We start from the raw sequence: 11,513 nt of genomic DNA on the forward strand, positions 1-11,513 counted from the left end.
CGTCACCAAAGCCGCCATCCCCGAACTGGTCCAGGGCGCAATCATCGACCCCTCATGCGGAGGGAATCCGATCGAATTGACCGAAGAAAACCTGACAACGCTCTTCAACGCAGCACACTAACAGGCTTGCCGAACCCATCCCTCACCTCTCATACTGGTCGGAGGTGAGGGAGATTTTCATGACGAAAGAGATTGTTCTGATCCACGGTGCTTTTGCCGGACCGTGGTGTATGGAGGATTATGCGGGCTTCTTTCGTGCACGTGGCTGGACGGTGCATACGCCCGCGCTACGCTACCATGGTGGCGACCCCAAGGCAGATCCCGATCCCGGCCTCACCGACACGAGCGTCATGGATTATGCCGATGACATCGCAGACTTCGTGCAAGGGTTGGAGAGCAAACCTGTTCTACTGGGCCATGCCATTGCGGGGGTAGTGGCGCAGAAGGTGGCGTCTCGGGGTCTGGCCAGCGCAATTGTCCTGATCAACCCAAACGCGGCCTGGGGCACATTGCCCGAAACCGACGACGAACGTGCCGTGCCGCGCGCGTTGATGGAGGGTGGGGCGTTCTGGAAACAGCCCATGCGCGTTGATTTCGACCTGATGGCCCCTTTTGCGCTCAACAAGATGCCCGAGGCGCAGCAGCATGAGGTGTATGACCAACTCGGCCCCGAAAGCGGGCGGGTGATGTTCGAGATGTTCTTTTGGATGTTCGACGATCACCATGCGATGAAGGTGGAGATCGACAAGGTCGATTGCCCGGTGCTGATTGTTTCAGGCACCGAGGACCGGGCCGTGAACCCCAACACCTGCCGTGCTCTGGCGAAGCTTTACGGAGACCGTGCGACTTTCCTGCCCGTCGACAACCACGCGCATTTTCTGTTCATGGAGCCGGGCTGGGAAGGCCCAGCCGAACAGATTGCCGACTGGTTGGATCGGAATGTTGGGTAAGATGGGGTTTTACCCCATCGTCCCCGCTCCGCTTTGATGGGTTGGAAACCCATCCTACGTCAGTTGTTGGTTTGAAACGTGCTCTGCGGTTTCCAGACCAGAGAGCCATCGTCATTGCGATGACACCGCAGCAAGCGTTCCTCGCGCGTGCTGATGGTTGAGGTTACGGTGTTGTCACCGGTCAGCAGGATGAAGGCGTCTGGCGAATAGGCCATGCCGTCATAGTAGCAAAACCGCGTCTCGGCCCCGTCCGGAATGGGCGATGCAGTGCTGAGCATCTGCTGCGCGGGGGCTGCCGAGGCCAGCAGGGTCAAGGCCAGCCCGAGGGTTAGTGTTTTCATGTCGTCCTCCCGTTCGGAAAATTGTTGGTTGTTTATTTGGGTCTTGGACGCTCGCAACCTCAAATATCGTTCTTGAATGACGGGTTGAGGGTAAGTGTGAACGAGATCAACGGGTTAGGCAAGGGGGTTGCGGTGTGCCGGGCTAAAGCCCGGCTTACGGGGTGGGGAGTTGTCCCGCGCTGCCCGTCCTGTGCTTGATGCTTTGAACCAAGCACGCGCCCAGCCAGCCCGCGATCAAAAGGCACGGTGCTTGTAGGATGGGTGTTTACACCCATCATTGAACGGTAGATTTGCCAAGTGATGGGTGCAAGCACCCATCCTACACTTGCTCAATGAATGCCTGGCTTGAAGTGTAACACTATTCTGCCCAAGTTGTTGAGCTCCCTATTTTCCACGCATCCAAGTGCTCATTGCTGTATTCAGTTTTTGCGTGATGGGGTTTTCATACACCTTTTTAACTTTGATAGTCGCAACTGGCAGCTCTTTCCGAGGAAACCAGAAAGACTGGCGAAGTAGGAATCCATAAAGTGCCATAAAGATAAATGCTTGAAAGTAAGCTAGGACTAGCAACAAATAGTAAGCCCCACATGTGCCGGTTGGTTCATTAAGGGAGCAAACCTTCATAAAAAAGTTCGGTTTTTCAGGCGACGAGATAAAAAGTATGATGGACAGAAGCACAACTATTAGCAGAGGAAGCATCGAGGTCGGTCGGCTCACAATCTGTTCTTTTTTGTTGAGCTTACTTAGAAGATCTTCATTGTTTGTCTCTTCGGCATAGTGTCTTACAGCCTCGGAACTTACGTACATAGCCCGGCGACTAAACTGAATCGCAACACGCAGAAATCGTACCTTACGCAAGGGCCATGATAAAACACGCCACGCTACATTGTTTGCCAACATAGATACCGCAATCAGTAGTAGCATGAACAAAAACGCTGTTAGTGAGAAGATGATCGCAAAGTATCCGATGCTCAAAGACGCTTGGTTGAGAAGATCAGTTACCGTTAAGTACGCTGGTGATTTTCCAATGGAAAAAAGCGAAAAAACCTCAAGTGCAAGTGCTGCGACGGCCACTTGAATAGTTGGAAGAGAAATTCTTTTTGTTAATTCCGTAGGTTCCATAAGTTCAAACGAAGTCCAGTTTCAAACATCCAACTCCTCCACAAACCGCGCGTTCTCCTGAATGTACTGGAACCGCAGTTCGGGTTTCTTGCCCATCAGGCGCTCGACAAGGTCGCCTGTCTCGCCGGGTTCGTCCTCGTCGATAGTGACCCGGATCAATTTCCGGGATTTCGGGTCCATCGTGGTCTCTTTCAGGTCCTTGGCGTCCATTTCGCCGAGACCTTTGAAGCGCGAGACGTCGATTTTGCCTTTGCCGCCCAGACCTTTTTCGAGCCATTCGTCGCGCTCGGCCTCGTCCAAACAATAGACGCGCTTGGCGCCCTGGGTCAGGCGGTAGAGGGGCGGGCAGGCCAGATAGAGGTGGCCCGCGTCGATCATGGGACGCATCTGGGTGAAGAAGAACGTCATTAGTAGCGAGGCGATATGCGCCCCGTCCACATCCGCGTCGGTCATGATGATGATCTTGTCATAGCGCAGGTCGTCGACGTTGAACTTGGTGCCAAGGCCCACACCCAGCGCTTGGGTCAGGTCGTTGATCTCGGCATTGGTGCCCAGTTTGGAACTGGCCGCACCCAGCACGTTCAGGATCTTGCCGCGCAGGGGCAGCAGGGCCTGTGTTTTGCGGTCGCGGCCCATTTTGGCGGACCCGCCCGCCGAGTCGCCCTCGACAATGAATAATTCCGTGCCGTCGCGTGTTGAACTAGAACAGTCCACCAACTTGCCGGGGAGACGAAGTTTCTTAGTGGCGGACTTGCGTTGTGTTTCCTTCTCGGCCCGTCGGCGCAGGCGTTCTTCGGCCCTCAGGATGAGGAAGTCGAGGATCGCCCCGGCGGATTTCGTATCAGCCGCCAACCAGTTATCGAAATGGTCGCGGACCGAGTTTTCGACCAGCCGCTGCGCCTCGACTGTGGCGAGGCGGTCTTTTGTCTGGCCGACGAACTCCGGTTCACTGATGAAGCACGACACCAGCGCACAGCCTCCGGTGATTAGGTCGTCGCGGGTGATCTGACCGGCCTTTTTGTTGTTGATCAGCTCGCCATAGGCCTTGATCCCCTTGAGGACCGCAGCCCAGAAACCGGCGACATGTGTGCCGCCTTCGGGGGTGGGGACAGTGTTACAGTAGGACTGGATGAACCCGTCGCGTGAAGGCGTCCAGTTGATCGCCCATTCGACTTTGCCGGGGGTGCCGAACTTCTCCTGAAAATCCACGGTGCCAGCAAAGGGCTGTTCGGCATAGGTCGACGAGCCGTTCATCGTCTCCTTCAGGTAATCCGACAAGCCGCCGGGAAAGTGGAAACTCGCCTCGGTCGGGGTTTCCCCGTCGTCGATGGCAGATTTCCAGCGGATTTCGACGCCCGAGAACAGATAGGCCTTGGAGCGGATGGATTTGAATAGGCGCGCGGGTTTGAACTTGTGGTGGCCGAAGATGTCCGCGTCGGCGTGGAACGTGACGGTTGTACCGCGCCGGTTGGGCGCTGCGCCTACTTTTTCCACCGGACCTAGAGGGATACCGCGCGAGAAGCGTTGTTCGAATAGCTGTTTGTCGCGTGCCACCTGCACGACCATCGAATCCGACAGGGCATTCACCACCGATGCACCCACACCGTGCAGACCGCCCGAAGTCTGATACGCCTTGCCCGAGAACTTGCCGCCTGCGTGCAGAGTACACAGGATCACCTCCAATGCGGACTTGTCCGGGAATTTCGGGTGGGGGTCGATCGGAATGCCGCGCCCGTTGTCACGAACGGTCAGGGCGTAATCGGCATGCAGTTCCACCTCGATCCGGTTGGCATGGCCCGCGACGGCCTCGTCCATCGAGTTGTCGAGGATTTCGGCCACCATATGATGCAGCGCGCGCTCATCGGTGCCGCCGATATACATGCCGGGGCGTTTGCGCACCGGTTCCAGCCCTTCGAGCACCTCGATGGACGAGGCGTCATAGGTGGAGGTCGCTTCTGGCGTCAACAGATCGTCGGGCATGGGTGCTGCTCTTGTTTTTGAGTTTCTCCCATTATGGCAGGTGATGTGGTCCGGGGGAAGAGGGACGCGAGGTGTTGTGGATGGTTTGGGGCACTGAACTGCCGTTCGCTGCCGTTGCGGCACTTAGCATCGCTGATGGCAGCAGTGCGCAGGAACTGGGCTTTTTCAACTTCTTGGTTTAGCGCTGCGTCATACTAAAATCATGCAATCTAAGTTGTAGATGGTTGTTGTCGTCTCGATGTTTTCGGTCGACCGCTGCCGTTTAAGCCATCTTCATAAATCCAAGCCTGATCCCAATGCTGCAGAATAAGACAATGAATGCGCTCATCCAGAAGGGACTTCACATCCAATGCAGTATTGTGATCTGCATCACGCATTCTTACACTTAGGCGATATGTAATTCTTGGCGGCAGGTTGCCACCTATCCTAAACGCTAAATACCCATCATCATCGATGTTGTAGCTGTCAAATGACGCAGGACTTCTTGAATCAGAATCTATTTTGTCCACATGTGCGCGCACCCTTTGCGCCAACGCACATAAGTCAGAATATTCACTTTCAGACCAAATTCTCGAAGTCTGCTGATTCACTGCCTCAACATATGAATCGCCTTCGGGGATGAAAATGGGGTATCGAGCATCCACAAGTACCATATCCGTAAGTCTTTTAAAGCGCTTCCGGTCGTTTGGTTCACAAGGAAATGCCAGTTCATTTGCGATATCATAAAGTTTGTGGCCAAAGCGGGTTTTCAAATCACGATCAAACATCTGGATAGAGCATCCCCGATACGCCTTTGCGATCCCAGCTTTGAGGAACATCTCGACCGCATAGCCGAGCAGCAGCATTGATGTCCGTGGAAGACCCGTCAGAAGCGACCAATCTTTGCTTGTCGGGCGTTGGTCACTGGTTCTCTGCCTGACAGATTTGGAAAGCGCCCTTCGATGATCTTTCCATACATTTCGTATCTTTTGAGACGATGCCGAGAGGCCGTCGCCTTCGTCCATCCATTTCTTAGCGTCAAATTGACCAGTTCTTTTTTTAGATAGTCGGCTCTGGGCAGATATTTTTCCCTGTTTCGGCCTCTTAGTGGCGCCGATCGATAACTTTACCGATCCACAAAAAGCGCAACACCTTTTAAGTCTAACAAAACCTGTGCGTTCGGCCAATCGTCTGGTTTTTTGGTTTGCATGTTGCCGAACCGTGAGACCCAGCTTCTCAGTGATACAGTCATCACAAATGCATTGTGGTGAAATCAAGGTCACCAGTTCTTTCACATCATCCAAAACAGCCATGATCTCTCCTCGAGCCTCAATAGCGCGCTCTACAAAGGCCGCTCTACGCTACAATCTCACAAATTGCTCTTGCAGCGTTATGTATAAATAGAAATGTCTGGTAAGGGCTCTTAATGAATACTCGTCGGTTTTGTCTCGCCACCTGCTCAAAGCGCTCTTAGTCTGCGGTCATGATGCAATCGAGACAACAGGACCCCAAATGAGCTGGATCAAAACCATCCCCTATGCCGAGGCAACCGGCAAGCTGCGCAAACTCTATGACCGGGTCACCGGACCGGACAACAATGTGGACAATATCATGATGGCGCACAGCCTGCGGCCGCATTCGATGGAAGGCCATATGGCGATGTATAAGGCCGTACTGCATCACTCGGGCAACAAGATACCGAAGTGGTTTCTTGAGGTGCTGGGCGTGTGGGTCAGCTCTCTGAACAAGTGTGGGTATTGCGTAGAACATCACTTTTCCGGATTGCAGCGGTTGCTGCAGGATGAGGTGCGCGGCAATGCGATCCGTGCGGCGATTGAGGCGCGTGATCCGGCCTCGGCCCCGCTGGACGCGGCACAGGTCGAAGCGATGAGATATGCGCGCAAGCTGACCGAGGCACCCGGTGATCTGACCGAGGCGGACGTGATCGCTCTGCGAGAGGCGGGGTGGGAAGATGGCGAGATTCTGGAGATCAATCAGGTGTGTTCGTATTTCTCCTATGCGAACAGAACCGTTTTGGGTTTGGGGTGTTCGACTGACGGAGACGTTTTGGGCTTGTCGCCGAACAACTCGGACAATCCTGATGATTGGGGACATCGGTAAGTGCGGGGCTGGCCGCTTCCCTATGTATTTTGGGGTCATGTAAAGAACGGGCATAGGCCTGTTCTTTGACGCCCCGATAAAACCTATGTCAATTTGACACCAATCAAAGCGCGCCGTGTGACAATCGGCTAAGCATCTCCTCGACAGTGAAACCGAGGAGAACATGTATGGATGCGGCACCCCAGATCAAACAAAAATCATCTCAGATCAAAGCTGTAACTGACCTGAAGGCGGATGCCTCGGCACCAACATCCGAGAAAATCCGGCAAGCTTTTGAGAGCGGCAAGTACCCCTATGGCCGCAAGATGGCACGCAAGGATTACGAGGCGCAAAAGGCCGAGCTGCAGGCAGAGTTGCTGAAGGTTCAACTGTGGGCGCAGGAGACCGGGCAGCGGTTTGTGCTGTTGTTCGAGGGCCGCGACGCCGCCGGCAAGGGTGGGACCATCAAGCGGTTCATGGAGCATCTGAACCCGCGTCAGGCGCGTGTGGTCGCATTGAACAAGCCGACGGATGAGGAGAAGGGGCAGTGGTATTACCAGCGTTATGTGCAGCAGCTGCCCACCGTGGGCGAGATGGTGTTTTATGATCGGTCCTGGTACAACCGTGCGGGCGTCGAGCGGGTGATGGGCTTCTGCTCACCCAATGAGTATCTGGAATTCATGCGGCAGACGCCCGAGTTGGAGCGGATGCTGGTGCGCTCGGGCATTCAGCTTTACAAGTACTGGTTCTCGGTCACGCAGGAAGAACAGCAGCGGCGCTTTGGGAGTCGTGAAACTGATCCGTTGAAGCAATGGAAACTGTCACCGATTGACAAGGCTAGCCTGAGCAAATGGGATGATTATACCGAGGCGAAAGAGGCGATGTTCTTCTACACCGACACCGCTGATGCGCCCTGGACGATTGTCAAATCCAACGACAAGAAACGCGCGCGTCTGAACTGCATGCGGCATTTCCTGTCGACGCTGGACTACCCGGACAAAGACCTCAGGATCGTTGGTGAGCCTGATCCGTTGATAGTTGGGCAGGCGCATCACGTAATTCATAACTCGGACCATATTCTGGGGACAGCGCTGCATCCTGACGCGAAGATCGGCTGAAAATCGATAAACTGTAAAGCCGTTGCACCAAAGGTGATGGATTGCGTCGCTTTGTTCTCGTTAGTCTCATTATGAAATAAGTTTGTTCCGCTCTTGTCTCGGGCAGCGCGCAAGCCTAAGGCTGGCGGAATGAACAAGGTGATGACATATCCCGGCCATTTGCGCGCAATCGCGGTGCTGGGCCTGCCATTGATTGGCGGGCATCTGGCACAGTATGCGATTGGTTTGACCGATACCGTCATGCTAGGCTGGTACGGGGTCGAGGCTTTGGCTGCCGTGACGCTGGCCAACAGCTATTACTTCGTCCTGTTCCTGTTTGGTGCCGGGTTTGGGTGGGCCGTAATGCCAATGGTGGCGACCGCTGCCGCCGAGGAGAATGAGACCAGCATTCGCCGCTCCACTCGTATGGGTCTGTGGCTATCACTGATCTATGCGACGGTGATGATGCCCCTTTTGTGGTGGTCCCATCCGATCCTGATTGCTTTGAAGCAAGAGCCGCAAGTCGCTGAAACTGCGTCAGTATACCTGCGGGTCGCGGGGTGGGGCTTGTTCCCGGCGCTGTTGGTGATGGTCCTGAAGTCCTATTTGGCCGCGCTTGAGCGGACGCAGATTGTGCTGTGGATCACGATTGTTGCAGCTGTGGTCAATGGCGTGACCAACTATGCGCTGATCTTCGGAAACTGGGGCGCGCCCGAACTTGGGGTGATTGGTGCGGCTATCGCGTCAGTGGTGACGCAGATCGTATCATTGGTGGCGGTCGTGATCTATGCGGTGCGTGCGTTGCCGGAACACAGCTTGTTTCAGCGGTTTTGGCGCCCGGATTGGGAGATGTTCATGAGCGTGCTGCGTTTGGGCGTTCCCATCGGTCTGACGACACTGGCGGAGGTGTCGTTGTTCGCGATCTCTGCTGTCATGATGGGCTGGTTGGGTCCAGTGCCGCTGGCAGCTCACGGGATTGCGTTAAACCTCGCCTCGGCGACGTTCATGGTTCATTTGGGCCTGTCTAATGTGGCGACTATTCGGGCGGGCAACGCGTTGGGTCGACGGGATCGGGCGCATCTTGAGAAAGGCGCGATTACGGTGACCGGGATGTCGTTGATCGTGTCGGTCTTGACGATTGTTCTATTCCTGACATGCGCTGAGCCCCTGATCTCGCTGTTTATGGAGGCCGATGATCCGCAGCGGCCACAGATCCTGCTAATCGGCACTGGCCTGCTGGCGATGGCTGCGTTGTTCCAGCTGGTCGATGGGGCGCAGGTCATCGCACTAGGCCTGCTGCGAGGTTTGCAGGATGCAAAAATACCTATGGTGATGGCCGCACTCAGCTATTGGGTGATCGGTATCCCCGCTTCGTACTATTTCGGCTTTGTTCAAGGTATGGAGGGGATCGGAGTCTGGCTTGGCCTCGTGATTGGCCTCGCTTGTGCTGCCGTATTGTTGATGGCGCGCTTCTGGCTAAAGTCGGTGCGCGATGTAGGAGAAGTTCCCGCCTAGGGGATCATTCTTTGCTCATCCGGTCGGATTTCTTTCGAACAAGTACCGACCGCAAGTCGTGCATTGCCATCAGCAATGGGTCGGTCACGTCCTCTAATTGCGCATCCGTTGCTTTAGACTGAGCCCATTGCGTGGTCAGATTCAGGTAGTCAACCGCACGGTGAATATCATCCATATCGCGGCGGGATAGCAGGGCTTTGCGCTCTTCCATCCAGCGCGCGATTTCATCGTTGTCGGCGTCGCTTAGTACACGCTGGCCCTGCGGTTTGACCTCGCCATTGCGGATGTTGATGACCGCGATCTGTTCCATCTCGATCCGGCGATGGCGATTTTCCGTGTCGATCCTGAACACCGCTGCCCCATTTTCGCGCACGCGGAAATAGTATTCAGGCAGGGCTGTTGACATAACAAACTCCGGTATCAGGTGAGCGCGGCGCAAAAACGTTGGATGCGTGTGCAGGCTTCAGTCAGGGCTTCATCAGAGGTCGCATAGCTGACGCGGAAATTGGGGGACAGACCAAAAGCTGCGCCAAACACAACCGCCACGTCGGCCTCTTCCAGCAGGGCGATTGCGAAGGTTTCGTCCGAATCTATCACAGTGCCCGCGGGTGTGGTTTTCCCGATCAAGCCTGCAATTGATGGATAGACGTAGAAAGCGCCTTCGGGTGTCGGGCACGAGATACCGTCGATTTGGCTGAGCATGTCGACGACCAGATCGCGACGGCGTTTGAAGATCTCATTATTCGGCGCAAGGAATGCTTGAGTTCCATTCAGAGCCTCGACTGCTGCCCATTGGCTGACCGAACTGGGATTCGAAGTTGATTGAGATTGCACCTTGCGCATCGCGGCGATCAACTCGACCGGGCCTGCCGCATAGCCAATACGCCAACCGGTCATGGCATAGGCTTTGGAGACGCCATTGCAGGTCAGCGTCCGATCATAAAGTCTCGGTTCCACCTGTGCGGGCGTGCAGAACTCGAACCCGTCATAGGCCAGGTGCTCATACATATCATCGGTCATCACCCAAACATGCGGATGCCGCATCAGGACATCTGTCAGTTCTTTCAGTTCAGCCCGGCTATAGCCCGCTCCGGTGGGATTCGAGGGTGAGTTGAAGATGAACCATTTCGTTTTAGGTGTGATTGCGGCTTCCAGTTGATCCGCTGTCAGTTTGAAATTGGTCTGCAGCGAAGTTTCGACGATCACTGGTGTGCCACCGGCCAGCAACACCATGTCCGGGTAGCTGACCCAATAGGGCGCGGGGATGAGGACCTCATCGCCCTCGTTCAGCGTAGCCATCAGCGCGTTGTAAAGCGTCTGCTTACCCCCGGTCCCGACCGAGACCTGAGCGGGCGTATAGTCCAATCCGTGGTCACGCTTCATCTTGGCGCAAACCGCCTGTTTCAGCTCGGGGATGCCGTCCGGAGCAGTGTATTTGGTCTTGCCCGCAGCGATGGCGGCCACGGCGGCGTCCTTGATGTTCTGCGGCGTGTCGAAATCGGGCTCGCCTGCGCTCAGCCCGATCACATCGCGCCCGGCGGCCTTCAGCTCGGCTGCTTTGGACGTCATCGCGATGGTGGGCGAGGGTTTTACGCGTGACAGTGTCGCAGACAGGAAACTCATGGTCGGCCTCGGTTTGTATGTTCAGCCCGACTGTCATAGGGTGCGCCGAAATAACGATCAAGCCAATTGAGTTTTACCCTTTGGAGACCCCGATGAACGACGAAACAGACTGGTTCGGACCGGACACCGCAACCTTCGGGGATCGCGTTGCTGGCGCACGCGAAGCCGCAGGCATGACGCAGACCCAATTGGCCCGCAGGCTTGGTGTCAAAAAAGCCACGATCACTTCGTGGGAAGATGATTTGTCCGAACCCCGCGCGAACAAGCTGTCGATGATGGCGGGGCTACTGAATGTCTCGATCATGTGGCTTCTGACGGGCGAGGGCGACGGCATGGACGAAACAAGCCTGCATGGCGATACGGACTCGGAATTGCGCGATCTTGTTGCAGAGCTCCGCACGATCCGAGGTGAGATGCGAGCCAACTCCGAGCGTCTGGCTCGCGTCGAAAAAGCGCTGCGTCTGAAATTGGAACGCAATCAATGACCGAGCCGCGCGAGACCCGGATCAAGCGCATGAAAATGCGTTCGATGCGGCGGGGCATCAAAGAGATGGATTTGATCCTGACGGCATATGCCGATCGCAATCTGTCTTCGATGGACGAGGCGGGATTGGACACATACGATGCCTTGCTGCATGAAAATGATCAGGACCTTTATCAATGGGTCACTGGTCAGGCCAGCCCGCCGGAACCGCTGGCCGAATTGATCGCGGATATCGCGCAAACCTTTCAAAAATAAGCAATCATCAGGCTTAACCGATTTTTCGGGAATTCGCGTCATGTTTTCAGAAACAGCGCGATGAATC

General features: G+C 55.4%; 12 protein-coding genes. 6 read left to right on the forward strand and 6 right to left on the reverse strand.

The window, feature by feature from the left end; genetic code table 11:
- The first annotated feature begins 179 nt into the window (after window positions 1-179).
- A complete protein-coding gene (locus tag ACR0BT_RS00005) occupies window positions 180-950 on the forward strand; it encodes an alpha/beta hydrolase (protein WP_480762240.1) in 771 nt (256 codons plus the stop codon).
- Between the two features lie 59 nt (window positions 951-1,009).
- On the opposite strand, the gene ACR0BT_RS00010 is transcribed toward ACR0BT_RS00005, so the two are convergent.
- The 4 genes from ACR0BT_RS00010 to ACR0BT_RS00025 all read right to left on the reverse strand — a co-directional run bounded on the left by ACR0BT_RS00010 (window position 1,010) and on the right by ACR0BT_RS00025 (window position 5,685).
- Window positions 1,010-1,291 (reverse strand): hypothetical protein, encoded by a 282-nt coding sequence (locus ACR0BT_RS00010; RefSeq protein WP_170420982.1) that lies wholly within the window; start codon window positions 1,289-1,291, stop codon window positions 1,010-1,012.
- Between the two features lie 384 nt (window positions 1,292-1,675).
- On the reverse strand, window positions 1,676-2,413 hold the full coding sequence (locus tag ACR0BT_RS00015; RefSeq protein WP_480762241.1) for a hypothetical protein: 738 nt from the start codon (window positions 2,411-2,413) through the stop codon (window positions 1,676-1,678).
- Window positions 2,414-2,434: 21 nt separating this feature from the next.
- A complete protein-coding gene (gene parE, locus ACR0BT_RS00020; RefSeq protein WP_480762243.1) occupies window positions 2,435-4,393 on the reverse strand; it encodes a DNA topoisomerase IV subunit B in 1,959 nt (652 codons plus the stop codon).
- A 209-nt stretch (window positions 4,394-4,602) separates the two neighbouring features.
- Complete coding sequence (locus tag ACR0BT_RS00025) at window positions 4,603-5,685, reverse strand: hypothetical protein (protein WP_480762245.1); 1,083 nt, start codon at window positions 5,683-5,685, stop codon at window positions 4,603-4,605.
- Window positions 5,686-5,884: 199 nt separating this feature from the next.
- Here ACR0BT_RS00025 and ACR0BT_RS00030 point away from each other — a divergent pair, with 199 nt between their 5' ends.
- The 3 genes from ACR0BT_RS00030 to ACR0BT_RS00040 all read left to right on the forward strand — a co-directional run bounded on the left by ACR0BT_RS00030 (window position 5,885) and on the right by ACR0BT_RS00040 (window position 9,084).
- On the forward strand, window positions 5,885-6,493 hold the full coding sequence (locus ACR0BT_RS00030; protein WP_480762247.1) for a carboxymuconolactone decarboxylase family protein: 609 nt from the start codon (window positions 5,885-5,887) through the stop codon (window positions 6,491-6,493).
- 167 nt (window positions 6,494-6,660) lie between these two features.
- Window positions 6,661-7,590 (forward strand): polyphosphate kinase 2, encoded by a 930-nt coding sequence (gene ppk2 / locus ACR0BT_RS00035; RefSeq protein WP_170404818.1) that lies wholly within the window; start codon window positions 6,661-6,663, stop codon window positions 7,588-7,590.
- A gap of 129 nt (window positions 7,591-7,719) precedes the next feature.
- The gene (locus ACR0BT_RS00040) at window positions 7,720-9,084 is read left to right on the forward strand and encodes an MATE family efflux transporter (RefSeq protein WP_480762248.1); all 1,365 of its coding nucleotides are present in this window, start codon (window positions 7,720-7,722) and stop codon (window positions 9,082-9,084) included.
- A gap of 4 nt (window positions 9,085-9,088) precedes the next feature.
- Here ACR0BT_RS00040 and ACR0BT_RS00045 read toward each other — a convergent pair whose 3' ends face one another.
- Both ACR0BT_RS00045 and ACR0BT_RS00050 read right to left on the reverse strand, forming a co-directional pair.
- Window positions 9,089-9,490: a hypothetical protein gene (locus tag ACR0BT_RS00045; protein WP_170404825.1), complete on the reverse strand. Its 402-nt coding sequence runs from the start codon at window positions 9,488-9,490 to the stop codon at window positions 9,089-9,091.
- Window positions 9,491-9,504: 14 nt separating this feature from the next.
- The gene (locus ACR0BT_RS00050; RefSeq protein WP_170420989.1) at window positions 9,505-10,707 is read right to left on the reverse strand and encodes a pyridoxal phosphate-dependent aminotransferase; all 1,203 of its coding nucleotides are present in this window, start codon (window positions 10,705-10,707) and stop codon (window positions 9,505-9,507) included.
- A gap of 92 nt (window positions 10,708-10,799) precedes the next feature.
- Here ACR0BT_RS00050 and ACR0BT_RS00055 point away from each other — a divergent pair, with 92 nt between their 5' ends.
- Window positions 10,800-11,192, forward strand: coding sequence for a helix-turn-helix domain-containing protein (locus ACR0BT_RS00055; protein ID WP_170393655.1), 393 nt, complete (start codon window positions 10,800-10,802; stop codon window positions 11,190-11,192).
- Window positions 11,189-11,446, forward strand: a complete 258-nt coding sequence (locus ACR0BT_RS00060; protein ID WP_170393653.1) for a succinate dehydrogenase assembly factor 2 — start codon at window positions 11,189-11,191, stop codon at window positions 11,444-11,446. The genes ACR0BT_RS00055 and ACR0BT_RS00060 overlap by 4 nt, the downstream gene beginning before the upstream one ends.
- The last annotated feature ends 67 nt before the right edge of the window (window positions 11,447-11,513 follow it).

The organism is Ruegeria sp. CJ6, from assembly GCF_056536665.1.

Excerpts from the sequence above, each read along its gene's own strand:
- ACR0BT_RS00015 (WP_480762241.1), bottom strand. The coding sequence starts at position 2,413 with ATGGAACCTACGGAATTAACAAAAAGAATTTCTCTTCCAACTATTCAA.
- ACR0BT_RS00005 (WP_480762240.1), top strand. The coding sequence starts at position 180 with ATGACGAAAGAGATTGTTCTGATCCACGGTGCTTTTGCCGGACCGTGG.
- ACR0BT_RS00010 (WP_170420982.1), bottom strand. The coding sequence starts at position 1,291 with ATGAAAACACTAACCCTCGGGCTGGCCTTGACCCTGCTGGCCTCGGCA.
- ACR0BT_RS00030 (WP_480762247.1), top strand. The coding sequence starts at position 5,885 with ATGAGCTGGATCAAAACCATCCCCTATGCCGAGGCAACCGGCAAGCTG.
- parE (WP_480762243.1), bottom strand. The coding sequence starts at position 4,393 with ATGCCCGACGATCTGTTGACGCCAGAAGCGACCTCCACCTATGACGCC.
- ACR0BT_RS00045 (WP_170404825.1), bottom strand. The coding sequence starts at position 9,490 with ATGTCAACAGCCCTGCCTGAATACTATTTCCGCGTGCGCGAAAATGGG.
- ppk2 (WP_170404818.1), top strand. The coding sequence starts at position 6,661 with ATGGATGCGGCACCCCAGATCAAACAAAAATCATCTCAGATCAAAGCT.
- ACR0BT_RS00055 (WP_170393655.1), top strand. The coding sequence starts at position 10,800 with ATGAACGACGAAACAGACTGGTTCGGACCGGACACCGCAACCTTCGGG.
- ACR0BT_RS00025 (WP_480762245.1), bottom strand. The coding sequence starts at position 5,685 with ATGGCTGTTTTGGATGATGTGAAAGAACTGGTGACCTTGATTTCACCA.
- ACR0BT_RS00040 (WP_480762248.1), top strand. The coding sequence starts at position 7,720 with ATGAACAAGGTGATGACATATCCCGGCCATTTGCGCGCAATCGCGGTG.
- ACR0BT_RS00060 (WP_170393653.1), top strand. The coding sequence starts at position 11,189 with ATGACCGAGCCGCGCGAGACCCGGATCAAGCGCATGAAAATGCGTTCG.
- ACR0BT_RS00050 (WP_170420989.1), bottom strand. The coding sequence starts at position 10,707 with ATGAGTTTCCTGTCTGCGACACTGTCACGCGTAAAACCCTCGCCCACC.